At 66.7% G+C, this 19379-nt stretch carries 17 protein-coding genes; 4 read left to right on the top strand and 13 right to left on the bottom strand.

Annotation, left to right across the window (positions count from 1 at the left end; genetic code table 11):
• Positions 1-219 precede the first annotated feature (219 nt).
• The 9 genes from ACWIGM_RS30960 to ACWIGM_RS30920 all read right to left on the bottom strand — a co-directional run bounded on the left by ACWIGM_RS30960 (position 220) and on the right by ACWIGM_RS30920 (position 10810).
• Positions 220-1569 carry an LLM class flavin-dependent oxidoreductase gene (locus ACWIGM_RS30960; protein WP_454029828.1) on the bottom strand — a complete coding sequence of 450 codons (1350 nt, stop codon included), beginning with the start codon at positions 1567-1569 and terminating at the stop codon, positions 220-222.
• Positions 1570-1594: 25 nt separating this feature from the next.
• Positions 1595-2341 carry an ABC transporter ATP-binding protein gene (locus tag ACWIGM_RS30955; protein WP_454029827.1) on the bottom strand — a complete coding sequence of 249 codons (747 nt, stop codon included), beginning with the start codon at positions 2339-2341 and terminating at the stop codon, positions 1595-1597.
• Positions 2338-3192 carry an ABC transporter permease gene (locus ACWIGM_RS30950; protein WP_454029826.1) on the bottom strand — a complete coding sequence of 285 codons (855 nt, stop codon included), beginning with the start codon at positions 3190-3192 and terminating at the stop codon, positions 2338-2340. Before ACWIGM_RS30950 ends, ACWIGM_RS30955 begins: the two co-directional genes overlap by 4 nt.
• Before the next feature lie 27 nt (positions 3193-3219).
• Positions 3220-4278: an ABC transporter substrate-binding protein gene (locus ACWIGM_RS30945; protein ID WP_454029825.1), complete on the bottom strand. Its 1059-nt coding sequence runs from the start codon at positions 4276-4278 to the stop codon at positions 3220-3222.
• A 235-nt stretch (positions 4279-4513) separates the two neighbouring features.
• Positions 4514-5539: an ABC transporter substrate-binding protein gene (locus tag ACWIGM_RS30940; RefSeq protein ID WP_454029824.1), complete on the bottom strand. Its 1026-nt coding sequence runs from the start codon at positions 5537-5539 to the stop codon at positions 4514-4516.
• Positions 5540-5645: 106 nt separating this feature from the next.
• Positions 5646-7373, bottom strand: a complete 1728-nt coding sequence (locus ACWIGM_RS30935; protein WP_454029823.1) for a dipeptide ABC transporter ATP-binding protein — start codon at positions 7371-7373, stop codon at positions 5646-5648.
• A complete protein-coding gene (locus ACWIGM_RS30930; protein ID WP_454029822.1) occupies positions 7370-8236 on the bottom strand; it encodes an ABC transporter permease in 867 nt (288 codons plus the stop codon). The genes ACWIGM_RS30935 and ACWIGM_RS30930 overlap by 4 nt, the downstream gene beginning before the upstream one ends.
• Complete coding sequence (locus tag ACWIGM_RS30925) at positions 8233-9183, bottom strand: ABC transporter permease (RefSeq protein WP_454029821.1); 951 nt, start codon at positions 9181-9183, stop codon at positions 8233-8235. Before ACWIGM_RS30925 ends, ACWIGM_RS30930 begins: the two co-directional genes overlap by 4 nt.
• Positions 9164-10810, bottom strand: a complete 1647-nt coding sequence (locus tag ACWIGM_RS30920) for an ABC transporter substrate-binding protein (protein WP_454029820.1) — start codon at positions 10808-10810, stop codon at positions 9164-9166. Before ACWIGM_RS30920 ends, ACWIGM_RS30925 begins: the two co-directional genes overlap by 20 nt.
• A 400-nt stretch (positions 10811-11210) precedes the next feature.
• Between ACWIGM_RS30920 and ACWIGM_RS30915 the strand changes: the two genes are divergently transcribed.
• Positions 11211-12155 carry an ABC transporter substrate-binding protein gene (locus ACWIGM_RS30915; RefSeq protein ID WP_454029819.1) on the top strand — a complete coding sequence of 315 codons (945 nt, stop codon included), beginning with the start codon at positions 11211-11213 and terminating at the stop codon, positions 12153-12155.
• Between the two features lie 115 nt (positions 12156-12270).
• On the top strand, positions 12271-13470 hold the full coding sequence (gene solA, locus ACWIGM_RS30910) for an N-methyl-L-tryptophan oxidase (protein WP_454029818.1): 1200 nt from the start codon (positions 12271-12273) through the stop codon (positions 13468-13470).
• On the opposite strand, the gene ACWIGM_RS30905 is transcribed toward solA, so the two are convergent.
• From ACWIGM_RS30905 to ACWIGM_RS30890, 4 genes are read right to left on the bottom strand one after another with little or no spacing between them, the layout of a single operon-like run.
• Positions 13457-13753, bottom strand: coding sequence for a hypothetical protein (locus ACWIGM_RS30905; protein WP_454029817.1), 297 nt, complete (start codon positions 13751-13753; stop codon positions 13457-13459). The genes solA and ACWIGM_RS30905 overlap by 14 nt on opposite strands.
• A gap of 50 nt (positions 13754-13803) precedes the next feature.
• The gene (locus ACWIGM_RS30900) at positions 13804-15120 is read right to left on the bottom strand and encodes an LLM class flavin-dependent oxidoreductase (RefSeq protein WP_454029816.1); all 1317 of its coding nucleotides are present in this window, start codon (positions 15118-15120) and stop codon (positions 13804-13806) included.
• A gap of 18 nt (positions 15121-15138) precedes the next feature.
• On the bottom strand, positions 15139-16131 hold the full coding sequence (locus ACWIGM_RS30895; RefSeq protein ID WP_454029815.1) for an LLM class flavin-dependent oxidoreductase: 993 nt from the start codon (positions 16129-16131) through the stop codon (positions 15139-15141).
• A 58-nt stretch (positions 16132-16189) separates the two neighbouring features.
• The gene (locus ACWIGM_RS30890; RefSeq protein ID WP_454029814.1) at positions 16190-16819 is read right to left on the bottom strand and encodes a GNAT family N-acetyltransferase; all 630 of its coding nucleotides are present in this window, start codon (positions 16817-16819) and stop codon (positions 16190-16192) included.
• 107 nt (positions 16820-16926) lie between these two features.
• On the opposite strand from ACWIGM_RS30890, the gene ACWIGM_RS30885 reads away from it, so the two are divergent.
• On the top strand, positions 16927-17943 hold the full coding sequence (locus tag ACWIGM_RS30885) for an LLM class flavin-dependent oxidoreductase (RefSeq protein ID WP_454029813.1): 1017 nt from the start codon (positions 16927-16929) through the stop codon (positions 17941-17943).
• A gap of 77 nt (positions 17944-18020) precedes the next feature.
• Entirely contained in the window at positions 18021-19346 is a 1326-nt protein-coding gene (locus ACWIGM_RS30880; RefSeq protein WP_454029812.1) for an NtaA/DmoA family FMN-dependent monooxygenase, read from the top strand.
• Positions 19347-19379 lie beyond the last annotated feature (33 nt).

Below are 19379 nucleotides of genomic sequence, written 5' to 3'. Positions count from 1 at the left end.
AGCAGCCCGGTAGCTCGTCAGGCTCATAACCTGAAGGTCGTCAGTTCAAATCTGGCCCCCGCAACCAAATTACCGCAAAATACAACAAAGCCCCGCTTCGCAAAGAAGCGGGGTTTTCGCGTTCAAAGGCGCGCAGCGCGAGGATCCGCGCCAAATCACCGTGCAGCTCAAGCAAGACGCGGCCGCCCCGATGGCTCGCGGGTCGGCGGCTGCGGTGCGTCAGGCCAAGCGCTTGGCCGGCTCAGCCGCATCGAAGCGGCTCGATACCGGGTCCAATCCCAGCCGCTCCCGCAATGTCCCGTCGCGATAGTCGCTGCGGAACAGTCCGCGCTTGCGCAGGAGCGGGATGACCTCGCTCGCGAAAATCTCGAACTGGGCCGACAGGATCGGCGGCATGACGTTGAAGCCGTCCGCTGCGCCGGAGGTGAACCAGTCCTCGATGATGCCGGCGATCTGCTCGGGTGTTCCGGTCGCGGTGAAATGGCCGCGTGCGCCGGCAAGGCTGTGCAGCAGGCCACGCAGTGTCGGCCGCTCGCGCGCGACGAGCGCTGTGATCGACTGGGCTCGGCTGCGGGAGGCCTGCACCTGCGCCGGATCGGGAAAGTCGTCGACGGACAGGACCTGGTCGAGCTTCAGATGCGAGAAGTCATGGCCACCGAACCGGCCCGACAGCCTGGCCAGGCCGACGCTGGGGTGTGAGAGCTCGTTGAGCTCCTCCCAGACCCGCTTGGCCTCGGCTTCGGTCGAGCCGATCGCGGCACTGAGGCCAGGCAGGATGATGATCTGGTCGGGGCTGCGGCCGAGCGTGCGCGCCTGCGTCTTGATGTCGGCATAGAAGGCGATCGCGCTCTCCTTGCTGAGATGCGCGGTGAAGATCGCCTCGGCATAACGGGCGGCAAAGGCGCGGCCATCGGCCGAGGCGCCGGCCTGAACGAAGACCGGCCGCCCCTGCGGCGAGCGCGGGATGTTGAGCGCGCCGGCGACGTTGAAATGGCTGCCGCGATGCTCGGCACGCCGGACGCGCTCGGGAAGCGCATAGATGCCGGCATCGCGGTCGTCGACGATCGCGTCCGCCGCCCAGCTGTCCCAGAGCTTGGACACCGCCTCGACGAAGTCGTGGGCGCGCGCATAGCGCTGGTCGATGCCGACCTGTGTCTCCTGGCCGAAATTGGCGGCGGCGCCCGGCGCCCAGGAGGTCACGATGTTCCAGCCGATGCGTCCGCCGCTGAGGTGGTCGAGCGAAGCGAACTGCCGGGCGAGATTGTAGGGCTCGTTATAGGTCGTGGAGGCCGTGGCGATCAGCCCGATGCGCTCCGTCAGTGCGGCGAGGGCACCAAGCAGGGTCAGTGGCTCGAGTTCGCCGCGGGCGGCGTGGGCGACCTCTTCGCCAAGTGCCAGTGCGTCAGCGAAAAAGATCGAGTCGAGCTTGGCCGCTTCGGCCGCAAGCGCAAGATCGCGATAATAGGCGAGATCGCTCAGGGCTTTCTTGGTCGAGGCGGGATGGCGCCAGGCCGTCTCATGATGACCGCGGCCATGGATGAAGAGATTGAGGTGCAGCTCGCGTGACATGGCAGGTCCAACTGTCGAAGGAAGTCTAGACGGCATCGGAGACGCCGAGCGCTGCGAGCAGATCGCCGCGCAGTACCTCGAAATGCGGATCCTTGAGACGCGGATGCACCAGTGCGACCGGCCGGTCGACGATGATGCGGCCGTCGTCCATCACCAGCACGCGGTCAGCGAGCTTGATCGCCTCGTCCACGTCATGGGTGACCAGCAGGACGGTCGGCCGGTGTTGCCGGATCAGCCGGAAGAGCAATTCGTGCATCTTGATCCGCGTCAACGCGTCGAGCGCGCCGAAGGGCTCGTCGGCCAGGAGCAGACGCGGCTGGCGCACCAGCGAACGCGCAAGGGCGACGCGCTGCTGCTCGCCGCCGGACAGGGCATTCGGCCAGGCATCCTCGCGCCCGGCCAGACCGACATCGGCGAGTGCCGCGCGGCCGCGCTCGTCGGCATCCGACACGCGCAGGCCGAAGACGGCGTTCTGCAGCGCAGTCTTCCAGGGCAACAGGCGGGAGTCCTGGAAAAGGACGGAACGATCGGCCGGAACGCTGATGCGGCCCTCACCCTCGACACCGTCATCGAGCCCGGCCATGGCGCGCAGCAGTGTGCTCTTGCCCGAGCCGCTCTTGCCGATGAGCGCGACGAACTGGCCGGGCGCGAAATCGAGCGAGACATCGCTTAGCACGCTGCGGCCCGAAAAGCGGCGCGTGACGCCGCGCAGGCTAACGGCAGCAGGTTCACCGCCCGGCGGCAGACGTAACGGATGGGCCGAAGCGTTCACGACGCCAGCGCCTTGCGATAGGAGAGCGCCCGGCGCTCCCAGGCCCTGACCGCGAAATCGGAGCCGAGCCCGAGGATGGCATAGATCGCGAGGCCGACGACGATGATGTCGGTCTGACCGAAATCACGGGCGCGATTCATCAGATAGCCGATGCCCTCGGTGGTGTTGATCTGCTCGAGCACGACGAGTGCCGTCCAGCAGGTGGTGACGGCGAGCCGGAGGCCCGTGAAGAAGCCCGGCAGAGCGCCGGGCAGGGCGACCTCGCGCAGGAAGGCGCCGCGGGAAATTCCAACGCTGCGAGCGAGCTCGACATGGCGGATGTCGATGCCACGCAGCGCCGCGTGCGTGTTGATGTAGACCGGCACGAGGACGCTGGAGGCGATCAGCGCGACCTTCATGGTTTCGCCGATGCCGAGCCAGAGGATGGCGAGCGGGATCAGCGCCAGGGTCGGCACCGCCCGCTTGATCTGCACGAGTCCGTCGAGCGAGGCTTCGCCGATCCGGCTGAGGCCGGCGGCTAGCGCCATCACGAGGCCGATCGCAACGCCGATGCCGAGCCCGAGATAGGCTCGCTTGGCCGAGGCGAGGAAATGGTCGGCCAGGGTGCCGTTGCTCAGAAGGTCGAAGCCGGTCAGCACCGCGGTCGAGGGCGCCGCCAGGAACCTGGGCGAGAGCCAGCCGAGGGCGGATGCGAGTTCCCAGATGGCGACGAGCGCGATCGGGCCGAACAGGATAGCGCCTGGCGGCAACCGGCCGGGCGCCAGTTTCGGCAGGCGGCCTGCACGCGCTTCGGCCGAGGCGGTAGCGGCCGGTTCCGTCTGAAGCCCGGGAGCGTAGGTGGTGATGCTCATGGCGGCCCTTCCGTCCGAACCGGGATATCAGTTCGTCTTGGCGGAGATGACGTCGTCGAAGCGCAGGTCGAATTCCTGGCGTGCATCGAGGCGCTTCGGCAGATCGCCGGCCTCGAAGATCACGTCGATCAGCGCTTGCTGCTTGGCGATCAGGCTGGCCAGCACGGGGAACTCGTAAGCTCCCTCCGATCCGACGATCTTGCGCCCGTCTTCCGGCTTCAGGTTCTGGCGCTTGACGTAATAGGCGTCGACCCAGGCTTCGACGTTCGCATGCGACCAGCGGCTGGCATCGATCCAGCCCGCGACGAATTCGCGGATCGCCGCGGCCTTCGCCGGATCATCGAGCGCCTTCTTGCTCGCATAGAGATAAGTCAGGCTCTTGGGCAGGCGATCATTCTGCTCCTTCGGCAGCGCGCTTGCACCACGGTCGGCGAAATCGGCGAGGTAACGCGAGAAATGCGGCTCGTTCAGTGCAGCGACATCGACCTGGCCGGTGCGGATCGCATCGGGAAAGTCGGCCGCCCGCAGAGGGATGAGCTTGACGTCCTTGCGCGTCAGCCCGGCGAGCTTGAGAGCGTTCAGAACGAAAGGCTGGCGCCCGGTGCCTTCACCATAGGCGATGCTCTTGCCCTTCAACTCCTCGAGGCTGTTGATCTTCAGGCCGGGGCGGACGGCGAGGAAGTAATCGGTTTCCGAGGAGACCCGAGCCGCGACGATCGGGATCTGCTCGCCGGCCGCGTGCGCCTGGATCGGCGGCGTGTTGCCGACGGTGGCGAGATCGAGCGCGCCGGCTCGGAACGCTTCCAGGATGGCTGGCCCGCCAAGGAAATTGGCATAGGTCACTGTGCTCGACAGCTTGGCCTGAACGCCGGAGGCTCGGATCAGTGTCTGCAGCGCCTCGTTCTGGTCGGCCGCGACCAGCTTTGTTCCAGCGGGAATCCGTGTCGGCAACGGGCTCTGCGCGTTCGCGACGCTGGCCGCAGCGACCAGCAGCGGCATCAGCAAGGCCGACGCCAAGAACGCGCGGCGGTCGGTCTCGATACGTTTCGAAGGCTCGGCCGCGTCGACCATGGTCGTCCCTTTCACCCAATTCGGCCTCGAACGGCATCGGGCCGCTGAGAAGACCAATTCTGCGAAAGGATCGTTCTTTAAGTCAAACAAACGTTCTTTTTAATATACCACGATATCGCGAAGAATCTTCTGGCCGTTCGGCTTGGCGCTAGAACGAATACATCGGCCATCCAGGATTGCGTGATAGAGGCAACCTGGGATTGGGGGCCGGCCTCTGTTCGCCACGCCAGTCGCTCTCTTCAGCCTCGAGCTAGCGAGCCGCAGCCTTAACACCGCGTTCGTAGAGGGCTTGATCGAACAACCGGTCGAGCGCCGGCGCCTGCGCAAAGTCGCCGAGCTCGACCTGATAAGCGAGCAACTCCTCGGTGGCCTGGCGAATTCGCGCGGGGTCATTGACGAAGCTCACCGCTGGAGAGGTCAGGGCTCGCGCGATCGTCGCCTCGGGCACGAGGTCGCCACCGAGGACGGCGAGAACATGAGGCGCCGCCTTCGCCGGCTCGCTGCGGACCAGCTCCGTCGCGCGATGGAACAGGCCGACGAAGCGCTCGGCCAGCTCGGGCCTGGTCTTGACGAGTTGCCCCGAGGCCGCGACCACGACACCGGGAATATTCGGAAACATCTCCGGCGAGTTGACGATGCGCTTGATGCGCGAGTCGCGCTCGGGCACCAGGGTCGCCGAAGGTTCGAGCAGCGTGCCGCCATCGATGGCGCTAGTCAGCATGGCCTGCTGCACCACCTCGATCCCCATATTGACGATCTCGACATCGGCCCGGTCGACCTTTCCGACCTTCCATAGCCAATGGTGCAGGGCGACAGTCGGTACGCCACCGGGCGGCAGCGTCCCGAGCTTGGCCTTGCGGCCGGTCGCCGCCTTGAAAGCCGCGAACGCCTTGGCCGGGTCGTTGCCGTTTTCAGCGAAGGCCTTGGCGAGGGCCGGTCCCGCCACGAAGGCGGTGCCGCCGATCGCGGCAGCGGCGATGACCGAGGCATCGAGCCCGCGAGATCGCGCGACAGCGACAGGCGCGACGCCGATGGTCAGGATGTCGATCGTGCCGGAGGCGAAGGCCTGGATGGCGTTCGGGCCAGAGTCGAATTTGCTGAGCTTCAGATCGAGGCCGGCTTCGCGCGCCGATCCGCCACCGGCGAGAACGAACAGGGCGCTTGCCCCGATCACCGGGACATAGCCGATCCGCAGGGATGAGGCCTGGGCGAAGCCGGGCCTCATCCCTGCGATGGTGCCGGCCGCCACGGCGAGCAGGCGTCTGCGATCGATCATCTCAGGCTCCAACAGCTCCGCAACCGACTAAAGGACGCGGTCGGCCGGCGTTATGGCACTGCCTCTGTAGGAAATGCTTCCAACCTTCCTGCCCGGTGGAGAGGAATCACCCTGCCGCTGACGGCAGGCTGACGCCTGTCGTCGTGACGTGCAGGCGCGGGACGGCGGCGACCAGCCGCTTCGTGTAGGGGTGACGAGGGCGCAGGAAGACATCGTCAGCCTCCCCGGTCTCGACCGCGACGCCCTCGCTCATCACGAGGACACGGTCGCTGAGATGATGCACCACGCCGAGATCATGCGAGATGAAGAGCATGGCGAGCCCAAGCCGGTGCTGAAGCTCGACCAGCAGGTCGAGCACCTGCGCCTGGGTGGTGACGTCGAGCGCCGAGACCGGCTCGTCGCAGATCAGCAACTTCGGTTCGCAGGCCAGTGCCTGCGCGATCGAGACCCGCTGGCGCTGCCCTCCGGAAAGCGTGGTCGGCCGGCGCGTGAGAATGTCCGATGGCAGGTTCACCAGCCGGACGAGCTCTTCGACGCGCGCCTGGCGCGCCGCCTTTCCGAGGCCGGTGTGGAGACGCAGCGGCTGTTCGATGATGCGCCCGACAGTATAGCGCGGGTCGAAGGAACTGAGCGGGTCCTGGACGATCGTCTGGATATGCCGGCGCAGCGGGCGCCGCGAGCGCTCGGGCAGGCTGCTCCAGGGCTGCCCCCGGAACTGCACCTCTCCGGCATCGGGGTGGCGCAAGGCGAGCGCGACCTTGCCGAGCGTGGTCTTCCCCGAGCCGGACTCGCCGACCACACCGACTGTCTCGCCCGGATCGATCGCAAGCGAGACTCCCGCCACCGCTTGGGTCGTGCTGCCGTCCCGGCCGGTGAAGCGGACGCAAATGTCGGACATCGTCAGGAGCGGCTCTTGCAGCTGGCCGGTGGTCTTTGCCTTGGCGGGCCGCAAACCGGGCGAGGACAGCCAGCGACCGCGTCTCGCCGCGCTGGGGACCGCGGCCAGCAGCCGCTGCGTGTAGCCGTGACGGGCCTGGCCAAGGACCTGGCGTGTCGGGCCGGTTTCGACGAATTCGCCATTCTGGATCACGGCAATCCGATCGGCGAACTGGGCTGCGACCGCCAAATCATGCGTTATCAGCAGGATGGCGTGGCCGGCCTGCGCGAGGGCGCTGAACACGCCTAGGACCTGCTGCTGGATGGTGACGTCTAGCGCGGTGGTCGGTTCGTCCGCGATCAGCAGGCGCGGACGGCCGGCCAAAGCCGAGGCGATCAGGGCTCGCTGTCTGAGGCCGCCAGAGAGCTCATGCGGATATTGCGCGGCCCGCTTCGCCGGATCGGGAATGCCGACGCGCGCGAGCAGGCTCTCGACTTCGCCGGCCACCTCGGCACGCGGCACCAGCTGATGCGTCAGAAGCGGCTCCGCGACCTCCCGCCCGACCGTGCGCAGCGGATCGAGCGAGACCAGCGCATCCTGAAGGACGAAACCGATCTCGCGGCCGCGCACCTTGCCCCAGTCGCGCTCCGAACAGGCGAGGAGGTCGACAACGCCACCGGCGTGACCGGTGAGCCGGAGGCTATCGGCCTCCACCCGCGCACGAGGCCCCGCCAGTCCGACGAGTGCCCGGGCCATCACGGATTTGCCCGAGCCGGACTCGCCGACGACGGCGAGGATTTCGCCGGGAGCGATCGCAAGTGAAATGCCGCGCACGACCTCGGCCCAGCCGCGCTTGCCCGGAAAGGCGACGCGCAGGTTCTCGACCTCGAGAACGGCCGCAGGGCGAGCTGGCGCGAGCCGCAGATCGCCTTCCTTCGGAACGAACTGGACGTTCACGGCACATCTCCCTGTGCGAGCAGGAGCTGGAGCCGGCGGCCGAGAAGCGTGATCGCGATCACCGAGACCGCGACGACCGTTGCCGGCAGCAGACTGATCCAGGGCGCGGTGTCGAGGAAGTTCCGGCCATCGGCCAGCAGCGCGCCCCATTCGGCAGCAGGCGGCACCACACCGAGCCCGATGAAGCTCAGCGCCGATGCCGAGAGCACAGCATTGCCGACGCCGATCGTCGCCAGCACCACCAGCGGCCTCACGGCGTTCGGGATCACATGGCGGGCGATGATCGCCGAGGCCGGCTCACCCAGCGCCACGGCATGCTCGACATAGCCGGATTGCCAGACTCGCAGGACCTGCGAACGCACCAGCCGGGCATAGCCGGCGATGCTGGAGAGCCCGACGGCGAGCAGGGTGTTCGCCGGACCGCGGCCGAGCACGGCGATGATCAGCAAGGCGAGCAGGATCTCCGGGAAGGCGAGCAGGATATCGATCAGCCGGACGAGGATGCGCTGCAGCCAGAGGGGAGCCAGCGCCGCCGCCGTCCCGAGCAGCGTGCCGCCGGCACAGCCGATCAGCGTCGCGCCGATGCCAATGCCCAGGGATTGCGCCGTGCCATGGACGACGCGCGTGAAGACGTCGCGGCCGAGCTGGTCGGTTCCGAACCAGTGGACGAAGCTCGGGGGCAGCAGGATCGCGTCGGTGTCGACTGCATCGGGCGCAAGCGTCGTGAACAAATGCGGCGCGGCGGCTGTGGCAAGCAGAAGCAACACCACGGCCAGGGGAATGAGCAGGCCCGGTGCGCGCCAGGGCCACCTTGCGCCCTTGCCGCCCCGGACCCGGGCAATGACATCGAGGACGTCGCTCATGCCCGAGCCCGCCGCAAGCGCGGGTCGATCAGCAGATAGAGCGCATCGACGAGGAGGTTGATCAGCACAGAGACCAGCGCCGACAGCATCACCAGCCCGAGCAGGAGCGGCATGTCGCGGGTCTTGATCGCCTGCAGCGTGATCTGGCCGATGCCGGCCCGCCCGAACACCGTCTCGGTCAGGATCGAGCCGCTGAGGACACCGGCGAAGAGCGTGCCGGTGAGGGTCGAGACGGCGAGCGCGGCATGGCGCAGCGCATGGCGCAGCCGCAGCGCCGTTTCGCTGACGCCGCGGGTGCGGACGGTCAGGGCAAAGGGCTGCGAGAGCGCCTCCTCCATCCCGTCCCTCAGCACCTGGGACAGCAGCGCCGCCAGCGGCAAGCTGAGCGCGATGGCCGGCAGGATCAACGCCCGGAAGCCCTCGCCCCCGATGATCGGGAACCAGCCGAGCTGGAAGCTGAAAACCGTCAGCAGCAACAGGCCGATCCAGTAGACCGGCGTGCTCAGCACGGCGAGTTCGAGGCCGGAGAGGGCGCTGCGCAGGCCCTGCCGTCGTCCGGCGGTGGCTTGTGCATTGATGAACGCCAGAACCAGCGCGAGGACCATCGCCGTGCCGGCGAGTTGCAAGGTCGGGCCCGCAGCCTCGCCGACGACCTCGATCACCGGCTGCCGGTATTGATAGCTCTGGCCGAAATCGCCAAGCATGGCCTGGCCGAGATAGCGCGCATATTGCACGGGCAGCGGCTGATCGAGACCGAACTGCCGGATCAGCGCTTCGCGCTCGGCGGCGTCGACGACATTCTCGCCGCCGGTGAGCACCGAGACGGGATCGCCCGGAATCGCCTTGACCGCGACGAAGGTGATCGTGGCCGCGCCCCAGAGCACGGCCAGGATGACGCCGAGACGCCGGAGCGCCACGGAGAGCAGGCTACGGAGCGAGCCAGGCATCGTAGAAGTTCGGCTTGGCGTTCGTCGCCCAGCTGATGCCCTTGAGCTTTTTCGACGCCCCCAGCTGATAGGCGGCGACATAGAGCGGCACGGCATAGGCCTGGCCGATGATCTCGGCCTGGACCTGGCCGTAGAGCTGCCTGCGCTGCTCGTCCGATGCGCCGATCGCCTTGGTCAGCGCCTCGTCGAGGCTCTTCACCCGCGCGATATTGGCGCCGTTGGGCGGGATATAGGCCGAATGGAAGACGGTTCGCAGGATGTCGGGCTCGGCGCGGACATAGAACAGCGAGGCGATGTCGTATTCGTTCGCACCGGTGCGGGCGGTGTAGCCGCCGGCATCGACTGGGTCGAGCTGCAGGTCGAAGCCCGCCTTCTTCACCGAGAACTGGACAGCCTGGGCGAGGGTTAGATCGGATGCCCCCCAGGCGGCAGCGTCATAGACGAAGCGGAGGGTAAGCCGCTCGCCATCCTTGGAGCGGATGCCCTCGGCATCCTTCCTGGTCCAGCCGGCCTCGTCGAGCAGCCTTGCGGCCTTCTGCGGATCGAATCCCCAGCTCGCCGCGATCTTGGCGTCATAATAGAGCGTCGACGGCCCCAGGATGTTGTCGGCCGGCTTCAGGCTGCCGAAGAAGGCGGCCTTGACGGCCGACGGAGCATCGACGGCGCTCTGGAAAGCCTGCCGGACGCGCGCATCCGCCAGAGGGCCTCGGGTCACGTTCAGGAAGAGAGAGCGGTTTACGCCCGGATTTTCCCGCGTCACGACCTGCAGGCGACTATCTGCCTGGACGGAGCGGAAATTCGCCGGAGGAATCTCGTCGATCGCCTGCGCCTGCCCACTGCTGAGCGCGCCGAGGCGGACCGAGGCTTCGGGCAGATAGCGGAAGCTGATCGCGTCGAGATAGGCCGGCCCCTGATGCGCGGCATAGCCCGGGCCCCAATTGTAGTCGGCGCGCTTGGTCAGGCGGCTGCCGCTGCCCTTGGTGAAGCTTTCGAGCAGGAAAGCACCGGAGCCAATGACGGTGTTCGTCGTGCTCTTGGCGTTGCGCAGATAGGTCGGCGACTGAATGCCGAGATAGGGCAGGCTCAAGCCCTGCAGCAGCGGCGCGAAGGGTTGACGATAGGAGATCACGACGGTCGCGGTATCGGGCGCCGCGATGTTGTCGACCGGACCGAGCAGCGATTTTGCATAGCTCGACGTCGTCTTCGGATCGAGGATGCGCTCGAAGTTGAACTTCACCGCCGCGGCGTCGAGCGGCGTGCCATCGCTGAACGTCACGCCCTGCCGCAGATGGAAGGTGTAGACGGTGTTGTCGCCGTTCACTTCCCAGCGCTCCGCCAGCCAGGGCGTGAAGTGATTGTCCTCGGCCTGGCCGACCAGGGAATCGACGAGGTTGCGGGTGATCAGGGCCGTGATCGAATTGCCGGTGATCGACGGATCGATGATCGCGGTGTCGCTGGCGAGGCCCACGGTCAGCGTGCCTCCTGCGACCGGCTTGCCCTCGGCCTGATTGTCGGCGGCGAAGCCGGGCCTCCCGACTGTGAGAAGCGAGAGAGCAACGGCCATCGCCAGAGGGCGGCCCGCATGGGCCTGGACGGCCGTTCGCGACTGCTGGGGACGAAACGCCATCGATGACTCCACGGATTGACCAGGCGTCGCTCCGGCGCACCGGCCTGGTGACAAGCGAGTGCGATCTGATCAGCCTTTCGGGGGCGGTCAAGAATAAATTATTTGTTTAGTAGATTATTTTCCTCTCGAATGCACTTGAAGTCGATTCCGATCGCCAGGCCGCCGCGCAGAAGAAATTCATTTAAGCATTGGTGAAGCGCCGTCAAAAATTGACCCTCTAAGGGCCTTTTGCGAAGGCGTTTTGGACCCACGGCAAGGAGATGGCCGCGCAAATCCGCGTCGATATAGTTGACTATTTAGATAAACTAATAGGATGAAAGGAGCCGGATCGGCATCCAGGCGGCCGAAAGCCAGCGCCGCCTCCCTCATTCCCATCCCCGAGACCGAGAAGGCTGTTTCGATGTCGCATATTTCAACCATCTCGCGCCGCATCGCGCTCGGCCTTGTGGCCGCCGCCACGCTCCTGCCGTCGCTCGCGCTGGCGCAGCAGAGCTTCGACCTCACCGCTGCGCAGAAGGACCAGCCGCGCGCCGAGGCCGTCGCCGAGGCGGTCAAGCTGCTCGGCAACGACGTGAAGCTCGTCAAGCCCGGCACGTTCACCATCGCCACCACCGGCCAGCGCCTGCCCCATGGCGTCAATGCGACCGACGATCACAAGACGATCGTCGGCTCGGAGCCTGACATCGCGCGGCTGATCGCCGACGGGCTCGGCCTCAAGCTCGAGGTCGTGCAGGTCGCCTGGGCGGACTGGCCGCTCGGCGTCGCCTCGGGCAAATACGACGCAGCGATCTCCAACATCACTGTCACCGAGCTGCGCAAGGAGAAGTTCGACTTCTCGACCTATCGCAAGGATCAGCTCGGCTTCTACGTCTCGGCCAAGAGCGCCATCAAGGAGATCGCCAAGCCGGAGGACGTCGCGGGCCTCAAGGTGATCGTCGGTGCGGGTACCAATCAGGAGCAGATTCTGCTGCGGTGGATCAAGGCCAACGAGGCCAAGGGCCTGAAGTCTACCGAGGTCCAGTATTTCGACGACGACGTCGTGCTTTACATCGCGCTGGAATCCGGCCGCGCCGATGCGTATTTCGGCCCCAACGGTACGCTCGGCTTCAAGGCGGCGCAGTCGGGCTCCACGCGCCTCGTCGGCTCCTTCTCCGGTGGCTGGCCGGAGATCGCCGAGATCGCGGTGACCACCCGCAAGGGCGGCGGCCTCGCCGAAGCGATCACCGCGGCGCTCAACGCGCAGATCAAGAACGGCAACTACCAGAAGTCGCTGGCACGCTGGGGCCTTGCAGCTGAAGGGCTCGATCTCTCGCGCACCAACCCGCCTGGCCTGCCCAAGAGCTGAGCCAATCGCCCCGTCATAGGATCGGCAATTTGTCTGACCCGCTCCGGCGCTTCATCGCACCGGGGCGGGTCAGCGCTCGCTCGCGCCGAGTGCAGTCCAGGAGTTCGCAGCCATCATGCCCCAGCAAACCGCCGACATCGTCGTCATCGGTCTCGGCGCCATGGGCTCCGCCACCCTGTTCCAGCTTGCGGCGCGCGGTGCTGATGTCCTCGGCATCGATCGGTTCAGCCCGCCGCATGAGCTGGGTTCGAGCCATGGCGAGACGCGCGTCACCCGCCTTGGTGTCGCCGAGGGAACGGCGCTCGCGCCGATGGTGCGACGCTCGCATGAGATCTGGAAGGAGCTGGAGGCCAGGACCGGAGAAGACCTGTTCGGCCAGGTCGGCTTTCTCGCCATCTCCAGCGAGCCGGCGCGATCCGACGCAGCCGGCTTTATCGAGCGCACCCTCGCCGTGGCACAGCGCAGTGGTGTCGCACATGAATTGATCGATCCGGCCGAGGCGCGCCGCCGCTATCCCTGGCTGAACCTTGCGGAAAGCGACCGGCTCTATTTCGAGCCTGAGGGCGGCTATCTCCACCCCGAGCGCTGCGTCGCGGCGCAGTTGCGGCTCGCCACCGAGGCCGGCGCCCGCCTCGCTCTGGAGACACGGGTTGGCGCGATTATTCCACGCGGCGCACATGTCGAGATCGAAACCGACCGGGGCACGATCCTCGCAGGCCGTGTCGTGGTCAGCGCCGGCGCCTGGGCGGGCAAGCTGCTCGGGCCGCAATTTTCAGCGCTGCTGCAGCCGACGCGCGAGATCCTGCACTGGTACGATCTCAAACCATCCGCTCCGAAGGAATGGGCGCAAGCGCCGGCCTATATCTGGTCCTATGGGCCGGGCGCCGAGCAAGGGTTCTACGGTTTCCCCGCCTTCGACGGTGCGGTGAAGGTCGCCCATGGCGAGAAGACGCACATGGTCGATCCGGACAGCTTCGACCGGGGCAGCGAAGAAGCGGAATCGCGTGACTTCTACGCTCGCGCGGTCGAGGGGCGGCTGAAGGGGCTGCGCATCGACGCCTCGCGCCGCAAGACCTGCCTTTACACGGTGTCGCCGGATGGCGGCTTCGTCATCGACCAATGGCTAGACAGCGAGCGCGTGCTCGTGGTCTCGCCCTGCTCGGGCCATGGCTTCAAGCATTCGGCGGCGATCGGCGAGGCGGTCAGCCAGCGTCTTCTCGACGGTGTGAGCCGCATCGATCTGTCGTCCTTCGGGCTCCACAGGTTCGACATGGCCCCGGCATCGGAGCGAGCTGCGGCCCTCAGCGAAGGCTGACGCCGCAGCTCTCCTGGCTCGTGGCCGGATCGCCGCGCGCCAGACCGAACTCGACGAGGATGTCGGGCGGGCACAGGCAGGCCGGGTCGTTCGGAGGTGGGCCGAAACCCTTTTCCCAAGCTCCGTCATCTTGCTGCCACTCAGCGACCAGGCTTCGCCAGGCCGCGCGCACGACCTGCGCCCTCTGCCTGCGCCGAACAGAGCCGGAGTTGCGCTTCGGCCTCGGTATTCTGACGCGCTGCCGCTTCTCGATCATCGGCAGGTCTTGCCAGGCCCCGTCCATCGTCGCGATTCTCCTCCTAGCTCAGGCAGCGGCAATCTGACCGCAAGACTTCATGATGCGATGCGCGCGGCCAACCCGCCTTCCCGTTTCTGAGGGAGCGGCACGGCAGGAGGTAGTCCGAGATTCGTGCGCAGGTCGCCACGCGCATAATCGCGGCGTAACACCTTGCGCTCCTGAAGGATCGGGATGACCTTCGCGGCGAACTCGTCGAAACCACCCGGCGTCAGATACGGCGCGAAGACGAAACCGTCGGCTGCATCCGCCTGAACATATTGGTCGATTTCGCTGGCGACCGCTTCCGGCGTGCCGACGAATTGCTGCCGGGCGGTGACCTTGATGATCAGCTCGCGGATGCTGAGCCCGTCGCGCTCGGCGAGCTCGCGCCAGGCCCGCGCCGTGTCGAGGCGATCATCGTACCGGGTCGCACGGCCCTGGGCCAGTTGCGCGGAGACATCGGGATCGATCGCCGGCAAGGGGCCGTCGGGATCATAGCCGGAGAGGTCGCGATTCCAGACCTGCTCCAGGAAGACGATGGCGTTCCGCGGGCTGACCTGCTGCAGGCGGGTCGCCTTCAGGTTCTCCTGCGCCTCCTCCTGCGTGTTGCCGAGGACGAAGGCGGCTCCTGGCAGGATCTTGAGCGCGTCCCGGCTGCGGCCATGTCTGGCCAGCCGGTTCTTGACGTCGGCATAGAAGGCCTGCCCTGCCTCCAGCGTGCCATGGCGGGAATAGATCAGGTCGGCATGGCTGGCCGCCAGCTCGCGGCCTTCCGCGGAATCGCCTGCCTGGGCGATGACGGGCGTGCCCTGGGGCAACGGTGCGAGACCGGTGCGGCCGGCGATGTCGAAATGCCTGGAGCGGCTGGAGAAATCGCCACCTGCCCAAATGGTCCGCGCAACCTCGATGAACTCCCGCGCCCGCTCATAGCGCTGCGGGAACGGCAGGTGGTCGCCACGCCGGAAATTCGCGCCGGTGAAGGCTCCGGGCGAGGTGACGACGTTCCAGCCAGACCGCCCGCCAGAGAGGATGTCCAGCGTCGCCAGCTGCCGGGCCAGCGGATAGGGCTCGTTGAAGGTCGTCGTCAGCGTGCCGATCAGGCCGACATGACTGGTGATCGACGCCAACGCCGTCAGGATCGCCAGCGTGTTGGGCCGGCCCGCGACATCGAGCTCGTGGAAGCGGCCCTTCTGCTCGCGGACCCGCAAACCCTCGGCCAGGAAGATGAAGTCGAACCTGCCGCGTTCCACCGTATCGGCGAAATGGCGGAAGGAGGCGAAGTCGATCTGGCTCCCTGCCGCAGGATCGCTCCAGACCGTGAAATTGTTTACGCCCGGGAACTGCGCGCCGAGGATGATCTGCTTCTTGGACATGGATCGAGAATCCTTGGCTCAGGCTGCGGCAGTGTAGCGATTGGCCGCGACCGGCAAGCTGAAGCGTTGGCGCAGCGTCCCTTCCGAAGGCTGACGGGCAAAGCCCACCTCGCGCAGGCGCGGCAGAAGTTCGTCCAGGAAGCGGCCGATCTGCACTGAGGGATCGGTGAGGACGATCCGGACGCCACGGGCGCCCAATGCCGCCGCCTGTTCAGCAACAGCGATCAATCCATCGATCGATTGGGCCTCGGGAGAAGGCACAAGGTCCGCGACGACGAGCGGCCCGCCACCGCGGCGCAGATCGGCGATGACGCTTCCGATCTCGGTCGAGCCAGCGGGCAGGAAGACGACATCCGCCTGCCGGATCAGGGACGGGTCATCGCCCTCCGCCCAAGCAAGGGCGACCGGAGGCTGGCCCTGCGGCGGGCGCGGTGTGATCGATGGGCCCAGGACCCGGAAACCGGCACCTTCGAAACCGATGTAGTGCAGCTTCGTCCCGTCGAGGAAACGCTGACTCACCGGGTCGCGGATCACCGCTCCGTCCTCCCAGCTGTCCCAAAGCCGGCGGATGACCTCAATCGCAGCCTCGGCATCCCTGTCCAGCGCCTGCCGGTCGCCTGTGGGAAAGCCGTCGAGGACGCCGATGGCCTGCTGGCCTTCGATAGCCCGCGCGCCACTGAGCCGCTGCACCAGCAACCCGGCCCGGCCCTCGCTGACATAGTCTAGCGTGGCGATCCCGGTCGAGACATGGAAGGGCTCGAGGAGGTTGAGCGGCGCGCCGACGATGATGCCGAGCTGCCGGCTGCGCGGCGCGAGCCAGCTGGCGAGGAGCACGGCATCGGGCCCGTCGGCGTCGGCTCGGGCAAAGCCATCCTCCAGCGTCACGAAATCGACCGCACCATCAAGCCTGGCGATCAGCGAGCTCCAGAAAGGACCCGGGCCGGAGCGGCCGTCAGGCGTCGATACGGCAGCGTCGAGCGCGACGCCGAGCAGCAGGCCGTCATGAGTCATCGTCTGCTTTCTTGGTCTCGACTGGGAGCGGAGACTGCTGGCGCCGGACCGCCAATGACTAGGCGGCCGCGGTGACGCCGAAGCTGGCAAGACGAGCGAGGATCGCGGCCTCCTGCTGCGCCTTGACCGCGGTCACGCGGACGGTGGCCTCTTCGAGCGAGCCTGCCGGCGGATAGACCGGCGACGTGCCGGGCTGCCCGGCTTTCTTGCCGATATGCTTCTCGAACGGCAGGGAGCGGTAACGGGTGAGCTCCGCTCCCGTGTCGAAGAGCGGGCGATAGCCGAGCAGAAGATAGAGCGCGAAGGCCTCCGGCTGGCGAAAGCCGGTGGTGAGATAAGCGCGGGTATAGCCGAGTTCCGCCGCACTCTCCTCGAGCGCGAGGACGATACGCTTGGCCAGTCCCTGGCGGCGCAAATCCGGCCTCGTCCAGATGCGCTTGAGTTCGGCCGTGTCGTCGTCATGGCTCATGAAGGCACCACCGGCGATGGTTTCGCCGTCGCGCTGCAACAGCAGGAAATCGCCAAGTGGAGGCAGGAATGCCCCACCGGGATAGCGCAGGATCTCCGAGCGTGCGCCGCCGGGCCGGCTCGCGGCGCCATATCGCCCGTCATATTCGCTGACGAGTCCCTCCAGAAGCGGCTGTGCCGCCGCATCCAGAAGGGACGATCGGACAATGAGATCGGCCACCGACTTGTCTCCGTGAATTCGGGCGCGCCCTCAGGGGATCGCGGCTTGAAGATATAGACTACTAATTATATGGATTAAAGCAACATACCGATGATCGCGGGGAATGGATGCCTTATGCCCTGAGTTTTCTCGACAAGAGCCCGCTGCATGACGGCGACGACGCCGCCGCGGCGCTGCAGCGCACGCTCGCGCTCGCCAGAAAGGCAGAGGAAGTCGGCTTCGCGCGCTTCTGGGTAGCTGAGCATCACAATGCGCCGAAGCTGGCGAGTTCCTCGCCGGAGGTGCTGATCGGCTTCCTGCTCGCCCGCACCAATCGCATCCGGATCGGCTCCGGCGGCGTGATGCTGCAGCACTACAGCGCCTACAAGGTCGCCGAGAATTTCAACCTGCTCGCCGCCCTCGCGCCGGGCCGCGTCGATCTCGGCATCGGCAAGGCCCCGGGCGGCATGCCGCTTTCGACCCGGGCCCTCCAGGGTGCCCATGATCCTGCGAGGAAGCCCTCATTCGAGACGCAGCTGACCGAGCTCGATGGTTTCCTGCGCCATGATGATAGCCAGAGGAGCGAGGCAGGGCGGGAGGAGACCGATTATCTTGCCGCCTATCCCGCACCTGCGACATCGGCCGAACGTTTCCTCCTCGGCGCGAGCCCGGACAGCGCGCGACTGGCGGCGCGGCTGGGCTGGGATTTCGTCTATGCCGGCCACATCAACGGCGATGAAACCGCCATTGCGGGGGCTGTCGCGGCCTATCGCGAGGCCGGCGGCCGGTCGGTCCTGCTGGCGGTTGGCGTTGTGACGGCCGAGACCGAGGCCGAAGCCAGCCGCCTCGCCGGCTACATTCGTCGCTTCCGGGTGGAGGTCGAGAACGGCCAGGGCGTCAATGTCGGCAGCAGGGAGCAGGCCCTGGAATATGTCCGGCAAGTCGGCGCCAGCCGCTACCGGATCGAGGAACGTACCGCGCTTGTCATCCGCGGAACGCCCGCGCTGGTTCACGCCGAGCTGAGCCGGCTGCACCGGCGGTTCGGAATCGACGAATTCGTCGTCGATTGCCCGGAGACCGAGGGCAATCGGCGGCTGCGAACCATCGAGCTGCTGGCGGCAGCGCACGTCTCGCTCGCGGCCTGAGAGCAGCACCCAGACATCAGCGCGCCGGGCATCCGATGGCCCAGACTCCGCGCCCCTCTATCGACAAGGACACCACCATGGCAGCTCCCCGTTCCCGCCGTCTCAAGACCTTGTTCGGCGCCAGCAACGTCATCGCCGCAGCCAATGACACGGACCCGGCACTCGGTGCCAAACGCGCCGTCGCGCTCGCGCAGAAGGCGGAAGCCGAGAAGATCACCGGCCTGTTCACGGCCGACCTTCTTCAGATCGATCAAGCAGGACTTGCAGGAACCGCAGGCATCCAGGAGCCGCTGATCGCGCTCGCGGCGCTCAGCCAGGCCACGACGCGGATCGGCCTCGTCGCGACCCTCTCCACCACCTTCCACCACCCCTATAATCTCGCCCGCCAGATCGGCACGCTCGACCATGCCAGCGGCGGCCGTGCTGCCTGGAACGCGGTGACATCGTCCGTGGGCGAGGAGAATTTCGGCGAAGCGCTGCTCAGCCCGGAAGAACGCTATGCGCGGGCGGCGGAATTCATCGAGGTCGTCAACGCGCTCTACGATGCGAATGAGCGCGACGCCGCGCAGCGCAAGGCATCGGGCGCGATCGCGATCGATCCTGCGAAATTCCGCCGCATCGACCATCGCGGCCGCTATTTCAGCGTGCAGGGGCCGATTAATATCCCGCCTTCACCGCAGGGCCGACCGGTCCAGTTCCAGGCCGGACAATCCGAAGCCGGCGTCGTTGTCGGCGCCCGCTATGCCGAGGTGGTCTACACCTCGCAGCCGAAGCTCGCGGACGCCATTGCCTTCGTGACCGAGCTTCACCGCCGCGCCGCCAGCTTCGGGCGCGCGCACGGTCTGCCCTTCATCATGAACTCCTTCCACTCGGTCATCGGCTCCTCCGAGGCCGATGTCGCCCGCCGCCTCAAGGACAAGCACGAGCGGATCGACTATGAGCAGGGGCGCCTGAAACTCGCCGACATGCTCGGCGGCGAACTCGACCTTTCCGGCCTACCGCTCGACGAACCGGTGCCGGAGGCCCTCCTGCCGGAGGTCACAAGTATCAACCGCCGGCGCGGGCGGGTGGAGATCTTCCGGCGTTATGCCCGGCAAGGGCTGACCTTGCGGGAGCTCATCATCGAAGCGCAGGAAACCGGCCACTGGTCGGTCGCGGGCACGCCGGAGCAGCTCGCCGACGCCATCGAGGAACGCTTTCGTGCCGGCGTCCTCGACGTCGTCACGCTGCACGGGCTGGGCAATCCCGACCAGGAGGATCTGCTGCTGAACGGCTTGCTACCGGAACTGCGTCGCCGCTCCCTGGTCGATGACGACTATGTCGGAGACAGCTTCCGCTCCAATCTCGAATTGCCACCGTTTTCCGCTGCAGATGAGTGGCTTGCGCACGCGAGGCCTGCGTGACGGCGTGGCACGACTAGTTGCCGCTTCCACCTT

Source organism: Allobosea sp. NPDC055332 (assembly GCF_053645455.1).
Note: the sequence above shows the minus strand (reverse complement) of the source record. Positions and strands in the feature narration are given on the sequence as shown.

Excerpts from the sequence above, each read along its gene's own strand:
- ACWIGM_RS30960 (WP_454029828.1), bottom strand. The coding sequence starts at position 1,569 with ATGTCACGCGAGCTGCACCTCAATCTCTTCATCCATGGCCGCGGTCAT.
- ACWIGM_RS30950 (WP_454029826.1), bottom strand. The coding sequence starts at position 3,192 with ATGAGCATCACCACCTACGCTCCCGGGCTTCAGACGGAACCGGCCGCT.
- ACWIGM_RS30940 (WP_454029824.1), bottom strand. The coding sequence starts at position 5,539 with ATGATCGATCGCAGACGCCTGCTCGCCGTGGCGGCCGGCACCATCGCA.
- ACWIGM_RS30930 (WP_454029822.1), bottom strand. The coding sequence starts at position 8,236 with ATGAGCGACGTCCTCGATGTCATTGCCCGGGTCCGGGGCGGCAAGGGC.
- ACWIGM_RS30925 (WP_454029821.1), bottom strand. The coding sequence starts at position 9,183 with ATGCCTGGCTCGCTCCGTAGCCTGCTCTCCGTGGCGCTCCGGCGTCTC.
- ACWIGM_RS30920 (WP_454029820.1), bottom strand. The coding sequence starts at position 10,810 with ATGGCGTTTCGTCCCCAGCAGTCGCGAACGGCCGTCCAGGCCCATGCG.
- ACWIGM_RS30915 (WP_454029819.1), top strand. The coding sequence starts at position 11,211 with ATGTCGCATATTTCAACCATCTCGCGCCGCATCGCGCTCGGCCTTGTG.
- solA (WP_454029818.1), top strand. The coding sequence starts at position 12,271 with ATGCCCCAGCAAACCGCCGACATCGTCGTCATCGGTCTCGGCGCCATG.
- ACWIGM_RS30905 (WP_454029817.1), bottom strand. The coding sequence starts at position 13,753 with ATGGACGGGGCCTGGCAAGACCTGCCGATGATCGAGAAGCGGCAGCGC.
- ACWIGM_RS30900 (WP_454029816.1), bottom strand. The coding sequence starts at position 15,120 with ATGTCCAAGAAGCAGATCATCCTCGGCGCGCAGTTCCCGGGCGTAAAC.
- ACWIGM_RS30895 (WP_454029815.1), bottom strand. The coding sequence starts at position 16,131 with ATGACTCATGACGGCCTGCTGCTCGGCGTCGCGCTCGACGCTGCCGTA.
- ACWIGM_RS30885 (WP_454029813.1), top strand. The coding sequence starts at position 16,927 with ATGCCTTATGCCCTGAGTTTTCTCGACAAGAGCCCGCTGCATGACGGC.
- ACWIGM_RS30880 (WP_454029812.1), top strand. The coding sequence starts at position 18,021 with ATGGCAGCTCCCCGTTCCCGCCGTCTCAAGACCTTGTTCGGCGCCAGC.